Here is a 23,529-nt window from a genome sequence, read left to right on the forward strand (position 1 = left end):
TTGACGCTGTATCGCGGCGGCAACTGAGCACATCCCCGGGAGCATAGATAACTATGTAACCGGGGTACGCGAGGGCAGCCAACAAAGAGACAGCGTAAAGGCGGACGGGGAAGAGTTTAGTTGCCGTTTTTCCCGCCTGTCAGGGGCGGGTTTTTTATTTCTGCTATCATCCGCCCTCTCCCTTAAGAAGAGGGGGAGACCATTCAGATAAAGGCAAACGCATCGCCGAACAGGCGATCTTCACGAGCGCTACGCTCATTGCAGAACAGCTCACGAGCAATTTTGGCCATCTCGAAGCGACCGGCAATATAGATATCATGCTCCGCCAGCGTGCCGTAATCCTGCAGTACCGCGGTCAACACGGTGCCGGAGCGGCCGCGCCAGTCGTCTTCCGGTTGTTCAACCACCGGTTCAACCCGCAGGCCAGGGTGTTCCACGCTCAGCGCTTCCAGTTCCGCCAGATCGTAGAGGTGCTTCGCTTCACGGCCACCCCAGTAAACGGCGATGTCCCGCTGAGGATTCTGTGCCAGCGCCGTCAGCAGAATAGAACGCACGTAGGAGAACCCGGTCCCCCCGGCGATGAGAATCAGCGGGCGATTTTCGTCTTCGCGCAGCCAGGCCTCACCATGCGGGATATCAACCTCAATTTCACGCTCTTTCAGAATGCGATCCATCACCGCCATCGCATACAGGTTGAGCTCAGAAGCACCGATATGGAGTTCAATACATTCCTGCTCCGACGGTGTAGAAGCCATAGAGAACGGGCGCTTATCGCGCTCATCCATTACCACCATCAAATACTGACCAGCGCGGAAAGAAAATGCCGCTTCCGGCACTAATCGAACGCGATATACGGTATCGGTAATCGCCTCCACCGAGGTCACTTTACAGCTTAAGGTTGTCATGCGTCCCCTCTGTCGGGTCTATAGAGCAAAACAGCGGCGTTAGCCCCGCTTACTATTATTTAAAGATAGCCAGCTCATCCCAGATGGCGTCGATGCGTGCCGTCACCTCAGGATCTTTCTTGATTGGACGACCCCATTCACGCTGGGTTTCGCCAGGCCATTTATTTGTGGCATCCAGCCCCATTTTTGAACCCAAACCGGAAACCGGTGAGGCAAAATCCAGATAATCGATTGGCGTATTTTCTACCAGTACCGTATCACGAGCCGGGTCCATACGGGTAGTAATCGCCCAGATCACATCGTTCCAGTCGCGTGCATTGACGTCATCATCGCAGACGATCACGAACTTCGTGTACATAAACTGGCGCAGGAACGACCAGACTCCCATCATGACGCGTTTCGCATGGCCGGCGTACTGTTTCTTCATCGTGACTACTGCCAGACGATAAGAACAGCCTTCCGGCGGCAGATAGAAATCGACAATTTCAGGGAACTGCTTTTGCAGAATTGGCACGAAAACTTCATTCAGCGCCACGCCCAGCACCGCCGGTTCATCCGGCGGACGGCCGGTGTAGGTGGAGTGGTAAATCGCGTCTTCACGCTGGGTAATATGCGTCACGGTAAAGACCGGGAAGCTGTCCACTTCGTTATAGTAGCCGGTATGGTCACCATACGGCCCTTCCGGCGCCATTTCACCCGGTTCGATATACCCTTCAAGCACAATTTCCGCGCTGGCGGGCACTTCAAGATCGTTAGAAATGCACTTCACCACTTCGGTTTTGGTGCCGCGTAGCAGACCAGCAAAGGCATACTCTGAAAGGGTATCGGGAACCGGCGTAACCGCGCCCAGAATCGTTGCAGGATCGGCGCCCAGCGCCACGGAGACCGGGAAACGCTCGCCTGGATGAGCCGCGCACCACTCCTGGAAGTCCAGCGCGCCTCCACGATGCGAAAGCCAGCGCATGATCAGCTTATTCTTGCCAATCAGCTGCTGGCGATAGATCCCGAGGTTTTGCCGCTCTTTATGCGGACCACGGGTGACCGTCAGACCCCAGGTGATCAGCGGTGCAGCATCTTCCGGCCAGCAGGTCATGATCGGGATGCGCGTCAGATCGACGTTGTCGCCTTCAATGATTTTTTGTTGGCAGGGAGCGCCGCGCAGACGTTTCGTTGGCATGTTCAACACCTGCTTAAACTGCGGCAGTTTATCGAACAGATCGCGAAAGCCTTTCGGGGGTTCCGGCTCTTTCAGGAAGGCCAGTAACTTACCCACTTCCCGCAGCGAGCTGACATCCTCCTGCCCCATCCCCATGGCGACGCGGCGCGGCGTGCCAAACAGATTACACAGGACCGGCATGGTGTAGCCTTTGGGATTTTCAAACAGCAGGGCCGGGCCGCCGGCACGTAAAGTACGATCGGCAATTTCGGTGATCTCAAGATGCGGATCGACCGGCAGGGAGATTCTTTTAAGTTCGCCCTGCTGCTCCAGTAATGTCAGAAAGTCGCGTAGATCATGGTATTTCATGGAGTTGTTATTGACCTCTATACAGGCGGCTGATTATACGGTGTTCGCCGGTGCCATGCTGTACTTTTGTTAAAGTAGCGTGAAAGAATATGGAATTTTTAATTTCACGGGTATTGGCTTTCGCGATCGCTCCAGGCTTTTGTTATGCTTGCTGCTAATAGAGTGGAAAGAGTTATTATGCAAGCTTGGTATTTACTGTATTGCAAACGTGGGCAGCTCCAGCGGGCCCAGGAACATCTCGAGCGACAGGCTGTGAATTGCCTGATGCCGACGATCGCGCTGGAAAAAATCGTCCGGGGTAAACGCACTACAGTCAGCGAGCCTTTGTTCCCCAACTATCTGTTCGTCGAGTTCGATCCCGAAATTATCCACACCACGACCATCAGTGCCACCCGTGGCGTGAACAGTTTTGTTCGCTTTGGCGCTCAGCCGGCTATTGTGCCGTCCACCGTCATTCATCAGCTGTCGATCTACAAGCCGGAAGGTATCACCGACCCGGAGACACCGCACCAGGGCGATGCCGTACTGATTACCGACGGCGCGTTTGAAGGCCTGCAGGCCATCTTCACCGAACCGGACGGCGAAGCGCGTTCGATGCTGCTTCTGAACCTGCTTAACAAGCAGGTGCTGCAAAGCGTCAAAAACACCGACTTCCATAAAGTCTGATCGCCACGTTAAAAACGGATGCCGAATAACGTTCTGACATTGGTATCCGTTATCTCCTCCAGCCGCTGCGCTTCTTCACCACGCCATCCCGCGATACTTGCCAGAATATGTGGCAGGTGAGCGGGTTCGTTACGGCGGGAGGCCGGTTTCGGGCTCAGATCTCGAGGCAGTAAATACGGGGCATCTGTTTCAATCAGCAGGCGTTCTGCCGGGATATCCGGCAACAGGTTACGCAGTTCTAGTCCGCGTCGTTCATCGCACACCCAGCCGGTGATCCCGATATACAGACCGTGGTCCACACACGCCTGCATTTCGTCGCGGGTTCCGGTAAAGCAGTGCAGCACCGCGCCTGGCAGCTTGTCCAGCCATGGGGTCAGTAGCGTCAGAAAGCGTTCGTGGGCATCGCGGCAGTGTAAAAACACCGGCATCTCAAGCTCTGCGGCCAGCGCCAGCTGTGCGCTGAAGGCGGCTTCCTGCTCCTGAGGCGTTGAAAAGTTGCGGTTAAAATCCAGTCCACATTCACCGACCGCGACCACTTCCGGCTGACGTGCCAGGTGAAACACCGCCTCCGCCACTGATGCCGTCCAGCTGCTGCTGTCATGCGGATGGACGCCAGCCGTTGACCAGCAATGGGCATAGCCAAGCGCCATTTCCCGGGCCTGTTCGCTTTCGTGCAGATTGGTCCCGGTAATCAGCATACCCGTCACGCCTGCGGCCTGAGCGCGGGCTACCACCTCATCGCGATCGCGTGAAAACTGTGAACTGGTCAGATTGACGCCGATATCAAACATCGCTACTCCCATATGACAACCGCCCTGACGGGCGGTTGATTACTCTTCTTTGCTCCCCGACTCTGCCGCGGCGGCATCCTCGTCACGCGTCATGCGCTTTCCGGTATAGAACCGGGCAAAAAAGACCCCGACCTCAAACAGACAGTACATCGGAATCGCCAGCAAGGTTTGCGAGAAGACATCCGGCGGCGTCAACAGCATGCCGACGACAAAGGCCCCCACTAACACGTACGGGCGCTTCTTACGCAGGTCTTCCGGCGTTGTGACCCCTACCCAGCACAGCAGAACTATCGCCACCGGCACTTCAAACGACACGCCAAAGGCAATAAACAGCGCCATGACAAAATCGAGATAGCTGCGGATATCGGTAGAAACCTGTACCCCTTCCGGCGCCGCGTGCGTCAGGAAGCCAAACGCCAGCGGGAAAACGACGAAATAGGCAAACGCCATGCCGATATAGAACAGCAGCGTGCTGGAAACCAGCAGCGGCATCACCAGTCGGCGCTCATGCTTATACAGCGCTGGCGCAACAAAGGCCCATACCTGATAAAGAATGACCGGCACGGACAGAATCACCGAAACCATAAAGGTCAGTTTGATCGGTGTAAAAAACGGAGACGCCACGTCGGTCGCGATCATTGTCGCCCCCACCGGCATCTGGCGAATCAGCGGAGCCGAGACCAGTTGATAGATATCGTTGGCGAAGTAAACCAACGCCAGAAAAATCACCAGAATCGCGACGATGCTATTGATCAGGCGCTTGCGCAGTTCGATCAAATGCGAGATTAGCGGTTGAGTATCTTCTACGCCCATGGTTACGATTTATCACTTGATGCAGGAGTGGAGTCGGAAGCGGTTACAGCCACTTTTTCTTTAGCGGCGGCCGGGAGAGGTTCAGCTGGCGTCGCGGAGTGCGCGTCGACAACGGGCTCTTCCGGCGCATGTACAGGTGCACTGGCCTGGTGCTCAGCCGTGGCTGGCGTAATGTCCTGGCGCTGTGCTTCACTCCCCTTCACCACCGGGTTATGGATCGTGTTTGCTTCGTCGCTGGTTTTCTCAGGGTCGTGGGCGGTATAGGAGCGCTTCATGGATTCCGCGGCTTCACGCAGCTCATCCATGGATGCTTTCAGCTCCGGTGTCAGGTTTTCCAGGCTCGCCTTTTCGACTTTCTTCAGGCTATCCTGGAACTCCTGCAGTTTTAGTTCCTGAGTTATCTCATTTTGTACGGTAGCCGCCAGAGACCGTAGCGTACGAATCCAGCTGGCCACCGTTTTTACCGCGACGGGTAGCCGCTGTGGCCCCAGCACGATGAGGCCAATAACGAACACCAGCAGCAGTTCACTAAAACCGATATCGAACACGAATTACACCTGCTCTTTGTCGTGGCGTTTTGCTTCGTCTTTTTTCGCATCATCCGGCTTATCGGCGATAGATTTCGCCGCGAAATCTGCATCCGGAGCGGATTTTTCAGGCTTATCTTCATCGCTCATGGCTTTTTTAAAGCCTTTAATCGATGCACCTAAATCCGACCCCAGCGAGCTCAGCTTTTTCGTCCCGAAAAGCAGAACCACAATGACGACAACAATTAACAACTGCCAAATACTGATACCACCCATACACATTCCCCTATGACAGATGATGAAGAATTAGCACGCATTATACACGTCAACCCGCGGGCCGCCTTAGTGTCTGGCCCTCGTAAGACTCCACGCCATAACGCATGCGCGATAAAAAAGACAATACCTGTCAGCGTGTTTTCCGCCAGCCAATCAACCACGAAACGACGCCTGCGGCCATCAGCCAACCAGGCATCATGCCCCATTCCGGGCGATGGATGAACAGCAGCGTACCACTCAGTAACAGAACCGCACCTATACCAAACAGATATCGGGACTGCCCCTGGCGCACATGCCGTACCTGGAAGTCACGTACGATGGTATCCACGCTGGTCTGCAACTGTCGGCTCTGCTGCAGCGTCTGATACACCAGTTCAGGGATTTCCGGCATTCTTTCAATCCAGAACGGCGCTTTTTCTTTAAACGCACGCACCAGTGCCGGAATGCCAACCTGATCTTTAATCCACGACTCAAGGAAAGGTTTCGCCGTTTTCCATAAGTCTAACTGAGGATAGAGCTGGCGGCCTAACCCTTCTACGTAAAGTAATGTTTTCTGCAGCAACACCAGCTGTGGCTGAACTTCCATATTGAAGCGCCGGGCGGTGTTAAACAGGTTCAACAGAACATGGCCAAACGATATTTCAGCCAGCGGTTTTTCGAAGATAGGTTCGCAGACCGTACGGATAGCAAACTCAAACTCTTCTACATTGGTGTCCGCGGGAACCCAGCCTGAATCGACGTGCAGCTCGGCCACCTTGCGGTAATCACGGTTGAAGAAGGCAATAAAGTTTTCTGCCAGATAGCGTTTATCTTCTTTGTTCAGCGAGCCCACAATACCGCAGTCAATCCCGATGTACTGAGGGTTCTCCGGATGGTCGTAGCTGACGAAAATATTGCCCGGATGCATATCCGCATGGAAGAAGCTGTCACGGAAGACCTGGGTGAAAAAGACCTGCACGCCTCGCTCGGCCAACAGCTGCATGTTGGTGCCCTGTGCGTTCAGCGCGTCAACATCGGAGACCGGGATCCCGTAAATCCGCTCCATCACCATCATGTTTTCGCTACAGTAATCGGAGTAGACCTCCGGTACATAGAGCATCGGGCTGTCTTCAAAGTTGCGTCGTAGCTGAATGGCGTTTGCCGATTCACGCAACAGGTTGAGTTCATCCAGCAGCGTTTTTTCGTATTCGCGAACCACTTCCTGCGGTCGCAAACGGCGGCCGTCGGGTAACAGCCGTGGCACCCAGCGCGCCAGGCGGTAGATAAGCTTCATGTCCGCTTTGATCACCGGCACGATGTCCGGGCGGATCACCTTGATAACGACCTCTTTGCCGTTCGCTTTCAGGCGTGCGGTATGCACCTGCGCAATCGAGGCTGACGCCAGTGGTTCAATAGAAAAATCATCAAACCATGCTTCGACGGGCAGACCGCCCATCGCCTGCTCAATCTGCTGCTTAGCTAGTTGACCATCAAACGGCACCACACGATCCTGCAACAGCGCGAGCTGATCGGCAATGTGCGGCGGAAACATGTCGCGGCGGGTGGAAAGCATCTGGCCGAACTTGATCCACACCGGTCCCAGCTCCTGTAGCGCCAGGCGTAAACGTTCACCGAGTGGTTTGTCTTTATGGCGATTCGGCATCCAGAACAGCGTCCGCCGCCAGAGGCGTAGCGGGAGCGTAATACGCATCCTGGGAATGAGCTCATCAAGCCCGTAACTCAAAAAGGTGCGGATAATAAGATACAGGCGCCGTAATTCTCCTGGCGTCATTTGCCCTCCAGCGTTTCCAGCCGTTTTTCCAAAGCAGCAAGGGTGCGTTCTATCGCGGCCGTCTCTTCACCAAACCAGGCCATTTCCAGCGGTCCCGGTGCCAGACGCCACTCTTCGGTCAGCGCATCAGCAACATAGCGCTGCTGGCGCTGCGCACCGTGCAACAGAAAGCGAGCCCCGGTACGAAACAGTTTACTGAAACCTTCCGCGACGATATCGCCGGTATAGGGTGCCAGTAACTCCGCGGGATCGAACTCTGCCAGGTCGCATAATGCCACCGTGTTCTGCACCACCTGCAGATCGCCCTGCACTTCCAGGTCACCGCTGCGAATAAGTGCGGTCAGCTGTTGACGATTACGCAGCTGCGGCAACACGCTAAGACGAGTCATCACGGTACAGTCGGCATCGCCTTCCCAGGCCCCCAGCACGTCGATCTGGCGTTCACTGAAAACCAGCACGACCGGCGCCGACAGCTCTTTGAGCTCAACGCGCAGCACTTTCCCCAGCAGACGCTGGCGTGCAGGTTTTAACGCTTTGTCACGCCAGAGAAAAGTATTGAGGGTGGTTTCAATGCCAGCGGTGACCAGTGGTTTGAAAGGCATACGCTCCCTCCTGTCAGAACTTATAGCCGCGGTGCAACGCAACGATACCTGCCGTCAGGTTGTAGTAGTCAACGCTTTCAAAACCGGCGTCTTGCATCATGGATTTCAGGGTGTCCTGATTCGGATGCATCCGGATAGATTCAGCCAGGTAGCGATAGCTTTCACCATCTTTCGCGACCAGTTCCCCTACGCGCGGCAGCACATGGAAGGAGTAGGCATCATAGGCTTTGCTGAGCGGCTCAATGATCGGCTTCGAGAATTCCAGCACCAGCAGGCGTCCGCCTGGCTTCAGTACGCGATACATGGAACGCAGCGCTTTGTCTTTATCCGTGACGTTACGTAAACCGAACGAAATCGTGATGCAGTCAAAGGTGTTATCAGCAAACGGCAGCGCTTCTGCGTTCGCCTGAACGTACTCTACGTTGCCGACGATACCGATATTACGCAGCTTTTCGCGGCCCATTTTTAACATTGAGTCGTTGATATCGGCCAGCATAACGCGACCCGTTTCACCCACCAGACGGGAGAACTTCGCCGTCAGGTCACCGGTGCCCCCCGCCAGATCCAGCACAGTCTGGCCACGGCGCACGCCGCTGCAATCAATGGTGAAACGCTTCCACAAGCGATGAATACCGAACGACATCAGATCATTCATAACATCATATTTCGCGGCCACAGAATGGAATACATGTGCCACCATGTCCGCCTTCTGCTCTTTGGCTACCGTCTGAAAACCAAAGTGCGTCGTTTCTTGTGAATCCTCAACCATCTCAATGCCTGCTTATCAAGAAAATGTTCGTCGAGTGTAACAGATTCAGCGCATTTCCCATACGCTTCAACGTGGCGTAGAGGGCTCTGCAGACATCTTCTGGTGGGCCGGTTCGGAGATAAATTCGTTATCTTCCAGCGCGTTTTCGTCCTCTTCAGAACGATATTCATCATCCTGGGCGGTCGCCTGTTCAACTAAATCAGGATTAATCTCGCGTTTGATCTCCACGCCCAGTTCACGGAAGGACTCGGCTTGCGCCAGCAGGTTGCCGCGCCCGGAGGCCAGCTTTTTCATCGCCTGGCGATAGTTATCCTGCGCTTTGTCGAGGCTCTGCCCGATGGCCGACATATCGTCGACGAACAGCCGCATTTTGTCGTACAGGCGCCCTGCGCGCTCGGCGATTTTCTGCGCATTGCGGCTCTGGTGCTCATAGCGCCAGAGGTTGGCAATCGTGCGCAGCGCCACCAGCAGCGTGGTCGGGCTGACCAGCATGATGTTGTGTTTCAGCGCTTCGGTGATCAGTTCAGGTTGACGGTCTATCGCCAACAGGAACGCCGGCTCAACGGGGATAAACATCAGGACATAATCGAGCGAACGCAGGCCCGGCAGCTGTTGATAGTCTTTACGCCCCAGCAGACGAATATGGTTACGCACCGAGGCGATATGTTCCTGCAGCGCCGCCTCACGGGTGTAATCATCTTCGGCATTGAAATAGCGCTCGTAGGCGACAAGGGTCATTTTGGCGTCAATGACCACGTCTTTCCCCTGCGGCAGACGGACAATCACATCAGGCTGCATGCGCGCACGGCCTTCCGTTTCGATGCTCACCTGAGTCTGATACTCGTAGCCTTCGCGCAGCCCGGATGCCTCCAGCACGCGGGTTAACACCACTTCCCCCCAGTTACCCTGGGTTTTGTTATCCCCTTTGAGCGCCCGGGTCAGGTTCAGCGCTTCCTGCGCCATCTGGGCATTCAGCTGCTGCAGGTTGCGAATTTCATGTGCCAGGGTATGCCGCTCGCGCGCCTCCTGACCAAAACTGTCCTGCACCTGGCGGCGGAAACCGTCCAGCTGTTCACGCAACGGTGTCAGCAGGCCATGCAGGCTCTGGCGGTTCTGTTCATCCACGCGCCGGTTGCTGTGCTCAAAAATGCGGTTTGCCAGGTTTTCAAACTGCTCGCTCAGGCGCTGCTCACTATTTACCATCTGGCGGATTTTATCTTCCGCGTGCATGCGGGTGGATTCAAGGCGAGTGGTGACCTCACGGAGGTCGGCCTCCAGCGAGGTGTTGATTTCACGCAGGCTGCGCAGCTCGTTATTCAGCAGTTCGCACTCGTCGCGCCAGTGGGCCTCCTGCACCAGTTGCTGGCGTGCGGCACTGAGCTCGATATCCAGCTCACGACGCTCTTCGATCAGATCGGCACGGATTTGGTCGGCTCTGGCTTTGGTTGCCAGCCATCCAGCAACCAGCCCGACGGCCAGCGCCACGATGGCACTTATCATAATCGAGATATCCACAACGCCCCCTGCGGCAACGGCTTACGGCACAAAAATAGAATTGTGCTGTACAAACGTCCAGTTGAAAAGAAATTTCCTGCGAGGCGCTGCGCAAAAAAGAAAGGCCGGAATATCCGGCCTGGTATTAAGAGAGGGGAAACTACAGCAGGCGACGAGCCGCTTCCACCACGATTTTTACCGCATGGCTTTCGGTTTTCTTCATGGTTTCGGCATTCGGAATTTCCTGCTGGGTACGGTTCACGATAACCCCGGCCACCATCCCGGCGCGCAGGCCCTGGCTGGCGCACATGGTCAGCAGCGTCGCCGATTCCATTTCGTAGTTCATCACGCCCATTGACTGCCACTCTTCCATCGAGCCTTTGAAGCGGTTAACGACGCGACCAGAGAACGTGTCGTAACGCTCCTGGCCTGGGTAGAAGGTATCAGACGATGCTGTTACGCCAATATGCGTGGTCGCGCCGATCGATTTCGCCGCGTCAACCAGCGCAGTGGTGCACGCAAAGTCAGCTACTGCCGGATATTCCATGGGGGCAAAGTGCAGGCTCGCGCCGTCAAGGCGCACGGATGCCGTGGTCACCAGCACGTCGCCGACATTGATGTGCGGCTGGATTGCGCCGGTGGTGCCGATACGCAGGAAAGTACGAACCCCCAGCTGAGCCAGTTCTTCAACGGCGATGGAGGTGGACGGGCCACCGATACCGGTGGAGCACACGATAACCGGCTTGCCGTCGAGCTCGGCACGCCAGGAGGTAAATTCGCGATGAGATGCCAGCTTAACCGGCTTATCCATCAGCGCGGCGATCTTTTCCACACGCTCCGGATCGCCAGGGACGATAGCCAGCGTAGCCCCTTGTAAATCGTTTTTGGTGAGGCCGAGATGAAAAACATCAGACTTAGACATAAAAAACTCCTCTGTGGGTCGAATTATCAGCAGAAGCAAAACGGTACTTTACAGAAGCTATCCGCATAGTTTTGTGATGCCAATCACTACAGATGAAAATCATTGCAATTATTTTCCATTAAAAAGTGATAAACATCACATTAACAAGTTATATTCACCGAGCCTGAACAAAAGATAGTCTGTTTGAGGCAGTGTGGTTGGTTAACGTCCGGTCGATAACGTCTATACCCGTCATGCTTCAAGCTGCAAAGGTGTTGGCTGCATCACACACCCAGTCACTTACCTGTGTAAGCTCCTGGGGATTTACGGCCTTGCCGCCTTTATGCAACTTGCCGTATTTAGGGTCTATAGTTATCGGTGCGCTAATAATTAAAGGGTACGGAGAATACCATGACCACAACCAAGCAACCTGGCTTTGCGCCTGCAGCCACGCCGCACGCTTCTACCGCTGTTCATACCTCGGAGGAGAGCATTATCACCGGCGAAACATCGATCCCGACTCAGGGAGAGAACATGCCGGCGTACCACGCTCGTCCGAAAAACGTTGATGGCCTGCTGCCGGTCGTTATCGTTGTGCAGGAAATTTTCGGCGTTCATGAACATATCCGCGACATTTGCCGCCGTCTGGCACAGGAAGGATATCTGGCTATCGCACCAGAACTCTATTTCCGCCAGGGCGATCCCAATGATTACACCGACATCCCCACGCTGTTCCAGGAACTGGTCAGCAAAGTGCCGGATGCTCAGGTACTGGCAGACCTTGACCATGTTGCCAGCTGGGCCGCGCGTCACGAAGGCGATGCCCATCGGCTGTTGATTACCGGTTTCTGCTGGGGTGGTCGTATCACCTGGCTGTATGCTGCGCACAATCCGCAGCTGAAAGCGGCGGTGGCCTGGTACGGGAAACTGGTGGGCCAGAAAACCCTGAACACGCCAAATTATCCGGTGGATATCGCGGTCGATCTCAACGCGCCGGTTCTGGGCCTGTACGGCGCTAAAGATGCCAGCATTCCGCAGGATACGGTGGAAACCATGCGTCAGGCGCTTCGTGCCGCCAACGCCAAAGCGGAGATCATCGTCTACCCGGAAGCCGATCACGCCTTTAACGCCGATTATCGCGCCAGCTACCATGAAGAGTCAGCCAAAGACGGCTGGCAGCGCATGCTGGCATGGTTTGCCCAGTACGGCGGCAAACGCGCTTAAGCTGCTACCGGTTGCCGATATGGTGATGAATCATATCGGCAATCGTCCCGTCATCGAGCCATCTTGCCAGACAATCACGGATAAAAGCGTAGTGCTGGAGCCGGGTACGCGGTACGCAAATCGCCTGCTGTATCTGACTGAAGCTATCGGGCAGGACGCGAAGCTGCGGGTATTGCTGCGCCACTCTGCAGAGCGGCTGACGAATGCCCGCGACCATATCCCCCTCACCGTCGATAAACGCGCGAATCGCCTCCTGGGACGTGGTGTACTGCCGCATCGTCGCCTGCTTTAGGGTTCGAATCAGATACAGCTCATAGGCAGCTCCCTTACCGACGTTAATCGTCACCCCAGGCTTGTCCATCTCTTGCACAGAGCGAATCTCATTGTCATCCCTGACCAGCAGGGTGCTTTCAATGGTGATATAGGGCCGGGTGAAGCACAGCGCATCTTCCCGAGCGGGGTCTATCGCCAGGAAGGCAATATCCCACTGATCCTGCAGGGCGGCTTCCACCACTTTCCCGGCCGTGGGCCAGGTGATAAACCGCGCCTCGTGACCGCATTCAGCGGCCAGCTTTTTGGCGAGGGCGACGGAGATCCCACCCGGAGTGTTATCTGGCAATACGGTGGCGAGAACCGGGTTCCCGAGATTAATAGCAAAACGTAAAGTGCCCGTTGAGTCGTCGTGCCCGGTCATCGTTCGCTCCCGGAAATGATTGGTTTCTGTGGTGCCGCTAAGCGTAGCCCAGCCGGGAAGATTTCGCAGGCGCGTTGCCGGGCTTTTTCCGTCGTGCTGGGGCTACGACCAGCAACATTTTTTGTACTTTCGACCGCTCCCGCACGGGCAGGGGTCGTTGCGCTTCGCCGCCGTCGGCGCCTGCTGAGCCTCGCTTGCCAGCCACTGCGCGATCGCTGACGGCGGGTAGCCATTTTCCTGCAGCTGCTGCCAGACGTTCATATACGGAGTGATATGTTTGAAAAAGTGCTTATAGCCCGCACACAGGTAGTTGTGGCCCGGATGGCCACCCGGCGAGACCGCGAACCGGTGTTTCGGGCAGCCGCCGTGGCACACCGGACGAAATTCGCAGCGGCGGCAGTCTGTAGTTAAGCGCGCTTCTTTAGCCTGCCCGAAGGCAATTGCCTGTTCGCTATGGTTAAGCTCATGGATGGTCTGCTGATGAATATTGCCCAGCTTATGTTCCGGGTAGACAAAATGGTCGCAGTTATAGAGATCGCCATTTGATTCGAGGGCGAAAGCGTGGCCGCAGGTTGCCGAATGGACACAAAGCACCGGCGGTTGTCCGGTCCAGGCCGCCATAGCCACATCGAACATCTGCACAGAGACACGTTCAACATCACGCCGGACCCACAGATCGAAAATCTGGCAGAGGAAGTCGCCAAACTGCCACGACGGTACGGTCCACGGGGCAAGCCTTGCCGCGCTTTCGCCGGGCAGCACCAGTTGCAGCGCCGACGAGGCATCATTGCTCAGACGCTCAACCAGAGGAATAAACTGAATATAGCGCGAGCCTGCCGCGACCAGGAATTCATACACCTCCAGGGCATGCTCAACGTTGTGTTTGCCGACGACGGTTAAGGTATTAAATTCAACGTGATGAGCTTTGAGCAGCGCCATCGCCGCCATGACGCGATCGTGGGTTCCCTTTCCGGCCCGGTTCACACGATACTGGTTATGCAGCGGCGCGGGGCCATCTATCGACAGGCCAATCAAAAAATGATGTTCGGCAAAAAAACGTGCCCAAGCGTCATCCAACAGCATCCCGTTGGTCTGCAGCGCGTGCGTTATCTTTTTCCCGTTGGCATATTTGTCGCACAACGCGATGACGCGGCGGAAAAATGCCAACCCCATCATGGTCGGCTCACCGCCCTGCCAGGCAAAGGTCACGTTATCTCCCGACTGGGCGTCAATATGCTGACAAATATAGCGTTCCAGGGTCTCGTCAGACATCTGCCAGCGTGTATTACGCTCGGGATACAGCGCCTCTTTCTCCAGATAGAAGCAGTAAGTACAGTCGATATTACAGACCGATCCCGTGGGCTTCGCCATCACGTGGCATCCGGTGATTGTCATCGCAAATCTATCCTTATTATTACAGTCTGAGCAAAACCGGAAGCACCAGTGACAGGGCGACCAGGCTCAGGATGATGCTCAGCAGTCGCTTAATCAACAGCGAAGAATGGGTGGTCAGCTCGCGCTCCATGAGCGCCTGTTTTTGTCGACAGTAAGAGACCACCATCAGCACCACCGCCAGAGCAGCGGCGACGCCGCCAAGGGCAACCACCGCCATCTCGCCACGGGAAAACCCGCCGCGCGTCGCGGCCAGCGCGAGGAGCAACACGCAAAAAGTGGTTCTTTGCCAGGAGAGCGCGGTGCGCTCCGGCTGAAGTCCTGGGTCACGAGGCCGAGGTGTTATCGTCATCGCAGTAACAGCACCGCATGCATCAGCAAGATGGCGATCGCCAGCCCGCTACTGAGCCAGATAAGCATTCTGGGATAGGCTAAATCAGCGCCGTTACGCATCGCGCGTTCGTTGCCAGCCCAGCGTCGATACGCATACCAGGCCAGCATCGCCGCCGTGAGGCTTAAGCCGCTGACCAGTAGCTCACGGGCATGCGCGGGGGCGAAGTTTGTCGCCAGCTGGTCGATGCCAATCGCCGCCGCCATAAAGGCCAGCGCGGTGCGGATCCAGGCAAGGAACGTCCGCTCATTCGCCAGCGAAAAACGATAATCCGGCGCCTTCCCCTGGCTTAGCCATTTCATCGGCTGTTCTCGACAATATACTGGTAGCAGCTGGCGATATGCCTGGCGATGCCAAACTCCACCAGCTCGCCCCGGTCGTTATAGCCTTTACGGGTTTTCACCAGCAGCGGCTCCGAGGCGCTAATCTGCAGAATGGCGCAGTCGCTTTCCGTCGGCAGCTCCGCGGTAATCACATCCTGAAAGCTTTCAATATTTTCGTTATTTTTCTCCAGCATGCTGTACAAACCGCCGTCGAAGGTTTCCAGCGTCAATGTCCCCAGTCGCGGGGTCAGCCAGATATAGTTCACCTGAGCAGGCAGCTCATTTTGCCGGAAGATGGTGCGGGTCAGACGATAGATCATGGCATCAGACGCCAGGCCAAACTCACGTGCGATCGGCTCAGGCGGCAGCAGTTGCTCCAGCTTCAGGTTATTACGCGAGATAGGATGTTGCTGCTGCCCATCCACTAAGCGAATGCGGGTTTTGACTCCCTGTTTCTCAGAGGTGCTGATCACCATCGTACCGATACCCGCCTGGCGCTTTACCAGCCCTTTCGCGACCAGTTCAGCCAGCGCACGGCGCGCGGTGATCCGGCTGACGCCAAACAGCTCTTCAAACTCCGCTTCCGTGGGCAGCACATCATTTTTTTTGTAGGTGCCGGTTTTCAACCTCTCCAGCAGGATGTCGTATAGCTGGGCGTATAAAGGTTTCGCGCCCCGGGAATAATCCAGCTCTTCTTTCATCTACTTCTACTCCTTTTTCCCCGGCCGTCGCCGGGGATACCACTCAGTCCAGTCGCATTTCTAACGCCATCTTATAGTACACGTTCTGATGCTGCTCCTGCGGAACCTGGTTATGCACGAAAGCCCACAGATTTTCCCGATCCCAGTCGACCCGACAGGCCGCCTGTAGCTTCTGTGCCAAATCGCTCTGCCCGCTCCCTTCCAGATGCTGCAGCAGCGCAAACAAGCCATAACGGACCTGTGGCGCAAACCCGGCCAGCTCGGGCAGGATATTCGGGTCTAGCCCCAGCAGCGCCGCCGGTAACCCGCTCAATCCATAGCGTGGATAGAGTTCAGCAGGGGCATCGCTTTCCCGCATCATCGCAATCATGTGCTCACTCAGTTGCTGCGCCATGCTTTCGTCACGACATTGCGACAGCTGCGCCGGGTCCGCCACCCTGTCATACAGGCGGTGGCCGAAACGATCGGCACCTCTGGTCATCACAGACTCTGCCGGGATCTTCATCACCGGACAGCCCTTGGTGAAAGAGAATGGCGGATGCAGCGTCGCCTTCTCAAGTTCCTGCGGCGTAAAACGGCGATTGATACGGGTCGGCATCAACGTGTACTCATACAGGCCATCAATACCCTGCTCCACGGGCGAGCGCATATAGACATAGCGGCCATCGGTAATGTTGATATGACAGCCATGGTAGCCAAACAGCGCGTAGTCCCGCACCGGCGTATCGTCGAGCAGCGTCGGAAGTAATGACCGACCCTGCATATCCGCCGGTTTATCCAGCCCGAAGTAATCCAGCAGCGTCGCCGGGAGATCGATGGTCTGTGCCAGCGACTGCCGCGATTCTCCTGCACCACCGCACTGGGGATGCCAGATAAAGCAGGGAATATTCGCCACTTCGTTATACAGCGGCATAATATTTTTACCCCACCACTCATGCTCACCAAGCAAAAAGCCGTGGTCGGTATTGACGATAAGCATGGTGTCCTGCCAGAGATCGTAACGATCCATATAATCCAGCACCTTGCCGACATAGGCGTCTACCATGGTCAGAAGCGCCATATAATACTTCTGGATCAGGCCCTTGCGCTCATCGGTTTCGGTCACAAAGTAGTAAGGCGGCCAGCCGTCAAACTGTGACGGATCGTCGATCCCGTACATTTTCAGGTATTTTTCCGGCACGAAAAACGGCTCATGCGGATCGAAACATTCCAGCTGCAGGAACCAGTTATCGCTGGCATGGTTGGTCTCAAGAAACTCGAGTCCCTTGCCGATCGTCCGGGCCAGATGATGATCCTCTTCATTCTGCATAAACTGGACGTTGATCTGATGCTGGACCCGGCTGGCAATTCGCCGCTGCTTGATCTCGCCTGGTTCACCGGACTCATACCGATACTCTGGTTTTTCCACGACACCTTTCCAGGCGTCGCCTTCCTGACCACGCACAAACTCAAAGGTGCTGTAGCGCGAATGATAGGTCGCGCCACCATCGCGCCAGTAGTGCTTATGGTCGGTGACCAGGTGGCTATGGATACCGTTTTTCTTCAGTATTTCCGGGACGGAATCATCAAACGGCTCCAGCGGCGACCAGCCACGGTGCAGAAAATTATAGCGCCCGGTATGCAGCTCGCGCCGGGCCGGCATGCAGGGCATACTCCCGACAAAGAAATTATCAAAACGTACCGTGCGTTCCCGCAGACGCTGAAAATTCGGCGTGATGGCGCGATCGCTGCCGTAAGCCGACAGCAACTGCTTATTCAACGAATCAAACATCAACATTATGGCTTTCATGCTTTACTCCTTTACCTCTCTCACGCCGTTTCTTTGTCATAACCACGGATTTTGCCGACGATATACGTCAACACAAAAGCGGCGGTACAACCGGTCAACCACGCCATGATGTACTGCAAATATTTACCGTCGGCGATCAACGGCAACGCGGACAGCCCGGCGGCGCCAATGCCGTTGGTTGTGACACCCAATAGCACCACCATCACGCCGCCAAATCCCGCCCCGATCGAGCCGGTGATAAAAGCAAAGCCAGCGGGAATGTTAACGCCGAAAATGGTTGGCTCACCGACGGCCAGAATGGAGGTAGGAATGGCGCCTTTGGCTATTTTCTTCATGACCGGATCGCGGGTCAGCATCAGTACCGCTGTCGCCGCCCCCACCATCCCGGCATTGGACATAATCTGGATCGCGAACAGCGGTGCATGGCCGGTGGCATTAATCATTTCGATATGGACCGGGAACAGGCCATGATGCAGGCCCAGCGAGATTAAGAACGGAAAGAGCGCCGAGAGCACAAAGCCTGCGGCAATGCCGCCGCCGGAAAGCAGACCGTTCAGCCCATGCAGAATGCCGTCGGAGATGATTCCGGCCACCGGCATAATGACGAACAACAGCGCTGCTGCCATCACCACCACTACAATCGTCGGCGTCACCACCACATCGACAATATCCGGCACGATCCGCCGCACCCGTTTTTCCAGCAGGCACATCAGCCAGGCGCAGAAAATCACGCCAATCAGCCCCCCCTGGCCCGGCACCAGCCCAAAGGCGGTCAGCTGCGGCAGCATCGTCACGCCACCTAACAGGCCGCCCATGATCGCATTGCCGCCAAACTCTTTTGCCGCCGACATACCGGTATAAATTGCGAGGAAGCCAAATAGCGCTTTCGAGACAATATCGAGAAACTGACTGAGTCCAAGCAGGTGCCGCTGATCGAGTACCACCTGGGTCGGCGAGAGATCGCCCAGCGCGACAACGTGATTCGCCAGGGCCCAGGAGGCCGCCGAATTCACAATGACGTTATTGATGCCCATCAGAATACCGGCCGCAATGAGCGACGGCAGAATGGGAACGAAAATATTAGCAATGTGTTTAAGAATGATTTTGGTTCGGGTCTGCTTTTTGGCTTTTTCCCGCGCCAGCGTCGCCCTTTGTTCCACCTCACTCAGCGCGGCCCCACCGGGCTGAGCCTCACCGACGGGCTGTTTCTTCAACATGTCGTTAATCACATCCGCGACTTTTGTCGACTTGCCCGGCCCGACAATCACCTGCAAGGTGTCGTCTTCCACCACCCCCAGCACGCCGTCGATACTTTTCAGCGCCGCGATATCAACCTGCGACCGATCGCCGATAGTCATCCGTACCCGAGTCATACAGTTGGTGACATGTTGTAAATTCAACAGGCCACCGCAGTGCTTCACAATTGCGCTTCCTACCTGGTTGTAGTCCATACCGACGTTCCTTTTATTATTTTGGCGGCAATTGTTATAACAATATAATGATATCACATTTGTGAGTGAGCTCATAAAATAGCCTGTCGATTATCCGAATTTGCGGCAGAGGTCAGCGCGAGGAAAAGAAGAAAAAAGCAAAAAAAAGAGGAGGCACGGGGCCTCCTCTGGGGGATAGATGAGCTTAGGTCATTACGCCTGACGCAGGTTCTGTGCAGCTTTTACCATGTTAGCCAGCGCCGCGCGGGTTTCCGGCCAACCGCGGGTTTTCAGGCCGCAGTCCGGGTTCACCCATAGACGTTCTGCCGGGATACGCTGCGCCGCTTTCTCCAGTAGCGCCTCAATCCACTCCACGCTGGGAACGTTCGGCGAGTGAATGTCATACACCCCCGGCCCGATTTCGTTCGGGTATTCGAACTCTTCAAACGACTCCAGCAGCTCCATATCAGAACGTGACGTCTCAATGGTAATCACGTCCGCGTCCAGGGCGGCGATGGAATCCATGATGTCGTTGAACTCGCAGTAACACATGTGGGTGTGGATCTGGGTATCATCCTGCGCTACCGCGGCATTGATGCGGAACGCTTCGACGCCCCACTGCAGATAGGCATCCCAGTCGCTGCGTTTGAGCGGCAGGCCTTCGCGCAGCGCCGGCTCATCAATCTGGATGATGCCGATGCCGGCGGCTTCCAGATCCGCCACTTCGTCACGCAGCGCCAGCGCAATCTGCTTGGCGATGGTTTCACGGCTGACATCTTCACGCGGGAAGGACCAGCACAAAATGGTTACCGGACCGGTCAGCATGCCCTTCACCGGTTTGTCAGTCAGCGATTGCGCATACTTCGCCCACTCCACGGTAATGGCTTCCGGGCGGCTGACATCCCCGATCACCACCGGCGGCTTCACGCAGCGGGAACCGTAACTCTGTACCCAGCCGTTCTGGGTGAAGATAAAGCCGTCCAGGTGTTCACCGAAGTACTCCACCATGTCATTGCGCTCGGCTTCGCCGTGCACCAGCACGTCCAGCCCCAGGCGCTCCTGCTCAACGATCGCCTGCTTAATATGTTCAGCAATACCGGTACGGTAGTTGCCGGCATCCAGATTGCCTTTTTTGAAGTCCAGACGCAGGCCGCGGATCTCGGTCGTCTGCGGGAAGGAGCCGATGGTGGTGGTTGGCCACGCCGGCAGGTTGAAGCGGGCACGCTGTGCCTCGGCACGCTCGGCGTACGGGCTATTGCGCTGGCTGTCCTTAGCGGTTATGGCCGCCAGACGTTTTTCCACCGCCGCGTTATGGACCCGGGTCGAGTGGCGACGGGCCTGAATCGGCGCGCTCCACGCCTCCAGCGCTGCTGTATCACCACTGTTCAGGGCGTCGCGCAGCAGGGACAGCTCTTCACATTTTTGCAGCGCAAAGGCAAACCAGCTTTTCACTTCCGCATCGAGGCGAGTTTCAACGCTCAGGTCGATCGGGCTGTGCAGCAGGGAGCAGGAAGAGGCAATCCACAGCGGGCGTTTGCCGACGAGACCTTTAATCTGCGCGTACTTCTCCGTCAGGTCGGCGCGCCAGACGTTACGACCGTTGATCAAGCCCGCAGAGAGCAGCCAGTCGGCTGGCAGACGCTGGTGCAGCGCCGCTACCTCATCTTTACCGTGCACCAGGTCAACGTGCAGGCCCTGAACCGCCAGCTCGGTAATCGTCCCGAGGTTCGCGGTGATGCCTTCAAAGTAGGTGGTCAGCAGCAGCTTAACCTGGCCTGAGAGCGCGTCATACGCTGGCTTGAACGCGTCCAGCCACGCCTGCGGCAGCTCCAGCACCAGCGCCGGCTCATCAATCTGTACCCACTCAATGCCGCGTTTTGCCAGCTCCGCCAGCACCTGCTGGTACACCGGCAGAATGTCGTTCAGCAGGGTCAGGCGGTCAAACGGCTCGCCTTTCACTTTGCCAAGCCACAGATACGTCACCGGGCCAAGCAGTACCGGTTTCACCTTGTGACCAAGCGCCAGCGCTTCGTCCACCTCATCCAGTAGCTGCGTCCAGGTCAGCGCAAATGCCTGACCTTTGCTGAATTCCGGCACCATGTAGTGGTAGTTGGTGTTAAACCATTTGGTCATTTCCGCCGCTGCCGCCGGTTCACCGGTTGGCGCTCGGCCACGGCCAATGCGGAACAGCGTATCGATATCGACGGATCCGTCTTTGTTCTGATGACGAGCCGGCACGTTACCCAGCAGCAGGCTGGTGGTCAGAACATGGTCGTACCAGGCGAAATCCCCGACCGGCAGCAGGTCAACGCCCGCCTGCTTCTGCTGCTCCCAATGACGGGCGCGCAGCTCGCGCCCCACCGCCAGCAATGCTTCACGGGTCGAATTGCCCGCCCAGTAGCTCTCTTGTGCTTTTTTCAGCTCGCGACGAAGGCCAACGCGAGGGAAACCGAGGGTGTGATTAATAATTGTCATTTTTAAGACCTCAATATTTTGAATCCGAAGAAAAACGCTAAATATTTCGTCTTGCAGGAAGCCGGCAACGATGCGCATCCCCAGGAGCTTACTGAAGTAAGTGACTGGGGTAAGCGAGGCAGCCAACGCATCTGCAAGTCGAAATATGACGAGTTTAGACGTCCAGATGTTTACACATCCATAATTGAAGGTTACTGTATCTTCCTCAAGCGCAACATTTTCATGCCGAAGTGAAGGACTTTCATGATCGAAATTAAACACCTGAAAACGCTACAGGCGTTGCGGAACAGCGGGTCGCTGGCAGGCGCTGCGGCAGCCCTGCATCAAACCCAGTCCGCCCTGTCCCACCAGTTCAGCGATCTGGAACAACGCCTTGGCTTCCGCCTGTTTGTGCGTAAAAGTCAGCCCCTGCGCTTCACGCCGCAGGGAGAAATCCTGCTGCAGCTAGCAAATCAGGTGCTGCCGCAAATCACTCGCGCGCTGCAGGATTGCCACGAACCGCTGCAAACACGCCTGCGCATCGCCATCGAGTGCCATAGCTGTATTCAGTGGCTCACTCCGGCGCTGGAGAATTTCCGCGCCCGCTGGCCACAGGTCGAAGTGGATTTCCATTCTGGCGTCACCTTCGACCCGCAGCCGGCCCTCCAGCAAAGCGAGCTGGATCTGGTAATGACCTCCGATATCCTGCCGCGCAGCGGCCTGCACTATTCGCCAATGTTTGATTATGAAGTGCGTCTGGTCCTCGCGCCGGAGCATCCGCTGGCAGCGAAAACCCGCATTTCGCCGGAGGACCTGGCGACAGAGTTGCTACTGATTTATCCGGTTCAGCGCGGTCGCCTGGATATCTGGCGCCATTTCCTGCAGCCAGCCGGGATCAGCCCGCAGCTGAAGAGCGTCGACAATACGCTGCTGTTGATTCAGATGGTTGCAGCACGCATGGGCATCGCTGCCCTGCCGCACTGGGTGGTAGAAAGTTTTGAGCGCCAGGGTCTGGTGGTCACCAAAACCCTGGGCGAAGGACTGTGGAGCCGACTGTACGCCGCGGTGCGCGACGGCGAGCAGCGTCAGCCGGTGACCGAAGCGTTTATTCGCTCAGCGCGGAACCACGCTTGCGATCATTTGCCGTTTGTCCGGAGTGCGGAGCGACCCAACGGCGATGGACCCACAGTGAGGCCAGGATCACCAGAGCACCAATAATAAAGCTCGGCCAGTGAGGCTGCTCCTGCCAGATGGCGAGGTTAACCAGCAGCCCGGCCGGCACATGCACGTTGTTCATGATACCCAAGGTGCCGGCATCCACCTGCGTCGCCCCGTAGTTCCACATAAAGTAGCCAAGTCCCGACGCCACCACGCCCAACCACACCAGCACGCTCCACTGTAGCGTCGTGGTCGGCAGCCGTTGCGGGTTGCCGAGCATCAGCCAGGCCGCCACCGCCACCAGCAACGCGCCCATATAGAACCAGGCAAAGGCATTATGCTGCGGCATCGGACGCAGCTCCATCAGCCGCTTATAGCCGACCATGCCGATAGCAAAGCTGAGGTTCGACAGCTGAACCAGCAGCAGGCCGGTCCAGAAATGATCGCTCACTTTGTCATAGCGAATAATCGCCGCGCCCAGCACCGCCAGCCCGGCGCTCAGCAGGTATCCCCAGCGCAGCTTACGCCCGCTGATCAGATCATAAATCAGCGTGATATAGAGCGGCGTGAAGACGGTAAACAGCAGAAATTCAGAGACCGTCAGGTACACATAGGCGCGGAAAGCCAGCAGATACATGATGCCCAGCTGCATCGCGCCGACCAGCATGTAGAGCACAATGGTCCGCGGCGATTGCCCACGGGTGCGCAGAAACGGCAGGAACACCAGCGCCGCCAGTCCTACACGCATCAGCACGGAGAAGTAGCTATCGACGCTACCCGCCAGGTATTCGCCTATCAGGCTAAAGGAAAAGGCCCACAGGATAGTGGTGATAATCAGTAGCGCCACAATGAATGTCTCTCAGGAAGAAGAGCACTCATTGTAGCGGAGAGTTCGGTTGACAACTGAACAATAAAAGAACAGTCGTCAATCCA

Annotated in this window: 23 protein-coding genes; 3 read left to right on the plus strand and 20 right to left on the minus strand. The window is 56.3% G+C overall.

The window, feature by feature from the left end; genetic code table 11:
* Nucleotides 1-203 precede the first annotated feature (203 nt).
* Nucleotides 204-905: an NAD(P)H-flavin reductase gene (gene fre, locus ACMYSP_RS11460; RefSeq protein WP_434586858.1), complete on the minus strand. Its 702-nt coding sequence runs from the start codon at nucleotides 903-905 to the stop codon at nucleotides 204-206.
* A 55-nt stretch (nucleotides 906-960) separates the two neighbouring features.
* Nucleotides 961-2,430 carry a 4-hydroxy-3-polyprenylbenzoate decarboxylase gene (ubiD, locus tag ACMYSP_RS11465; RefSeq protein ID WP_434586859.1) on the minus strand — a complete coding sequence of 490 codons (1,470 nt, stop codon included), beginning with the start codon at nucleotides 2,428-2,430 and terminating at the stop codon, nucleotides 961-963.
* A gap of 177 nt (nucleotides 2,431-2,607) precedes the next feature.
* On the opposite strand from ubiD, the gene rfaH reads away from it, so the two are divergent.
* Entirely contained in the window at nucleotides 2,608-3,096 is a 489-nt protein-coding gene (gene rfaH, locus ACMYSP_RS11470; protein ID WP_434586860.1) for a transcription/translation regulatory transformer protein RfaH, read from the plus strand.
* Between the two features lie 8 nt (nucleotides 3,097-3,104).
* Here rfaH and tatD read toward each other — a convergent pair whose 3' ends face one another.
* The 9 genes from tatD to udp form a co-directional block, all read right to left on the minus strand.
* Nucleotides 3,105-3,899: a 3'-5' ssDNA/RNA exonuclease TatD gene (gene tatD, locus ACMYSP_RS11475; protein WP_434586861.1), complete on the minus strand. Its 795-nt coding sequence runs from the start codon at nucleotides 3,897-3,899 to the stop codon at nucleotides 3,105-3,107.
* 27 nt (nucleotides 3,900-3,926) lie between these two features.
* The gene (tatC, locus tag ACMYSP_RS11480; RefSeq protein ID WP_434586863.1) at nucleotides 3,927-4,700 is read right to left on the minus strand and encodes a Sec-independent protein translocase subunit TatC; all 774 of its coding nucleotides are present in this window, start codon (nucleotides 4,698-4,700) and stop codon (nucleotides 3,927-3,929) included.
* Nucleotides 4,701-4,702: 2 nt separating this feature from the next.
* Nucleotides 4,703-5,248, minus strand: coding sequence for a Sec-independent protein translocase protein TatB (gene tatB, locus ACMYSP_RS11485; protein ID WP_434586864.1), 546 nt, complete (start codon nucleotides 5,246-5,248; stop codon nucleotides 4,703-4,705).
* Nucleotides 5,249-5,251: 3 nt separating this feature from the next.
* On the minus strand, nucleotides 5,252-5,503 hold the full coding sequence (gene tatA / locus ACMYSP_RS11490; protein WP_434586865.1) for a Sec-independent protein translocase subunit TatA: 252 nt from the start codon (nucleotides 5,501-5,503) through the stop codon (nucleotides 5,252-5,254).
* Nucleotides 5,504-5,633: 130 nt separating this feature from the next.
* Nucleotides 5,634-7,274, minus strand: coding sequence for a ubiquinone biosynthesis regulatory protein kinase UbiB (gene ubiB / locus ACMYSP_RS11495; protein ID WP_434586866.1), 1,641 nt, complete (start codon nucleotides 7,272-7,274; stop codon nucleotides 5,634-5,636).
* Nucleotides 7,271-7,876 (minus strand): ubiquinone biosynthesis protein UbiJ, encoded by a 606-nt coding sequence (gene ubiJ, locus ACMYSP_RS11500; protein ID WP_434586867.1) that lies wholly within the window; start codon nucleotides 7,874-7,876, stop codon nucleotides 7,271-7,273. Before ubiJ ends, ubiB begins: the two co-directional genes overlap by 4 nt.
* A 13-nt stretch (nucleotides 7,877-7,889) precedes the next feature.
* The gene (gene ubiE, locus ACMYSP_RS11505) at nucleotides 7,890-8,645 is read right to left on the minus strand and encodes a bifunctional demethylmenaquinone methyltransferase/2-methoxy-6-polyprenyl-1,4-benzoquinol methylase UbiE (RefSeq protein ID WP_434586868.1); all 756 of its coding nucleotides are present in this window, start codon (nucleotides 8,643-8,645) and stop codon (nucleotides 7,890-7,892) included.
* Nucleotides 8,646-8,711: 66 nt separating this feature from the next.
* On the minus strand, nucleotides 8,712-10,160 hold the full coding sequence (rmuC, locus tag ACMYSP_RS11510) for a DNA recombination protein RmuC (protein WP_434586869.1): 1,449 nt from the start codon (nucleotides 10,158-10,160) through the stop codon (nucleotides 8,712-8,714).
* 139 nt (nucleotides 10,161-10,299) lie between these two features.
* Nucleotides 10,300-11,061 (minus strand): uridine phosphorylase, encoded by a 762-nt coding sequence (gene udp / locus ACMYSP_RS11515; protein WP_434586871.1) that lies wholly within the window; start codon nucleotides 11,059-11,061, stop codon nucleotides 10,300-10,302.
* 390 nt (nucleotides 11,062-11,451) lie between these two features.
* On the opposite strand from udp, the gene ACMYSP_RS11520 reads away from it, so the two are divergent.
* Complete coding sequence (locus ACMYSP_RS11520) at nucleotides 11,452-12,264, plus strand: dienelactone hydrolase family protein (protein WP_434586872.1); 813 nt, start codon at nucleotides 11,452-11,454, stop codon at nucleotides 12,262-12,264.
* A gap of 4 nt (nucleotides 12,265-12,268) precedes the next feature.
* Here the strand turns inward: ACMYSP_RS11520 and ACMYSP_RS11525 are convergent, their stop codons facing one another.
* The 8 genes from ACMYSP_RS11525 to metE form a co-directional block, all read right to left on the minus strand.
* The gene (locus ACMYSP_RS11525) at nucleotides 12,269-12,958 is read right to left on the minus strand and encodes a transporter substrate-binding domain-containing protein (RefSeq protein ID WP_434586873.1); all 690 of its coding nucleotides are present in this window, start codon (nucleotides 12,956-12,958) and stop codon (nucleotides 12,269-12,271) included.
* A gap of 102 nt (nucleotides 12,959-13,060) precedes the next feature.
* Nucleotides 13,061-14,353 carry an anaerobic sulfatase maturase gene (locus tag ACMYSP_RS11530; protein WP_434586874.1) on the minus strand — a complete coding sequence of 431 codons (1,293 nt, stop codon included), beginning with the start codon at nucleotides 14,351-14,353 and terminating at the stop codon, nucleotides 13,061-13,063.
* A 19-nt stretch (nucleotides 14,354-14,372) separates the two neighbouring features.
* Nucleotides 14,373-14,702 carry a DUF202 domain-containing protein gene (locus ACMYSP_RS11535; RefSeq protein ID WP_434586875.1) on the minus strand — a complete coding sequence of 110 codons (330 nt, stop codon included), beginning with the start codon at nucleotides 14,700-14,702 and terminating at the stop codon, nucleotides 14,373-14,375.
* Nucleotides 14,699-15,043 carry a YidH family protein gene (locus tag ACMYSP_RS11540; RefSeq protein ID WP_434586876.1) on the minus strand — a complete coding sequence of 115 codons (345 nt, stop codon included), beginning with the start codon at nucleotides 15,041-15,043 and terminating at the stop codon, nucleotides 14,699-14,701. The genes ACMYSP_RS11535 and ACMYSP_RS11540 overlap by 4 nt, the downstream gene beginning before the upstream one ends.
* Nucleotides 15,040-15,765 carry a GntR family transcriptional regulator gene (locus tag ACMYSP_RS11545; protein WP_434586877.1) on the minus strand — a complete coding sequence of 242 codons (726 nt, stop codon included), beginning with the start codon at nucleotides 15,763-15,765 and terminating at the stop codon, nucleotides 15,040-15,042. The genes ACMYSP_RS11540 and ACMYSP_RS11545 overlap by 4 nt, the downstream gene beginning before the upstream one ends.
* A gap of 43 nt (nucleotides 15,766-15,808) precedes the next feature.
* Nucleotides 15,809-17,554 (minus strand): sulfatase, encoded by a 1,746-nt coding sequence (locus ACMYSP_RS11550; protein ID WP_434586878.1) that lies wholly within the window; start codon nucleotides 17,552-17,554, stop codon nucleotides 15,809-15,811.
* Between the two features lie 20 nt (nucleotides 17,555-17,574).
* Entirely contained in the window at nucleotides 17,575-19,005 is a 1,431-nt protein-coding gene (locus ACMYSP_RS11555; RefSeq protein WP_434586879.1) for a PTS transporter subunit EIIC, read from the minus strand.
* A gap of 192 nt (nucleotides 19,006-19,197) precedes the next feature.
* Nucleotides 19,198-21,459, minus strand: a complete 2,262-nt coding sequence (metE, locus tag ACMYSP_RS11560; RefSeq protein ID WP_434586880.1) for a 5-methyltetrahydropteroyltriglutamate--homocysteine S-methyltransferase — start codon at nucleotides 21,457-21,459, stop codon at nucleotides 19,198-19,200.
* A 243-nt stretch (nucleotides 21,460-21,702) separates the two neighbouring features.
* Here metE and metR point away from each other — a divergent pair, with 243 nt between their 5' ends.
* Nucleotides 21,703-22,656 carry an HTH-type transcriptional regulator MetR gene (metR, locus tag ACMYSP_RS11565; RefSeq protein WP_434586881.1) on the plus strand — a complete coding sequence of 318 codons (954 nt, stop codon included), beginning with the start codon at nucleotides 21,703-21,705 and terminating at the stop codon, nucleotides 22,654-22,656.
* Here the strand turns inward: metR and ACMYSP_RS11570 are convergent.
* Nucleotides 22,544-23,443, minus strand: a complete 900-nt coding sequence (locus ACMYSP_RS11570; protein WP_123758098.1) for a carboxylate/amino acid/amine transporter — start codon at nucleotides 23,441-23,443, stop codon at nucleotides 22,544-22,546. The genes metR and ACMYSP_RS11570 overlap by 113 nt on opposite strands.
* Between the last annotated feature and the right edge of the window lie 86 nt (nucleotides 23,444-23,529).

The organism is Klebsiella sp. R390 (genome assembly GCF_051131745.1).
Classification (GTDB): Bacteria; Pseudomonadota; Gammaproteobacteria; order Enterobacterales; family Enterobacteriaceae; genus Klebsiella.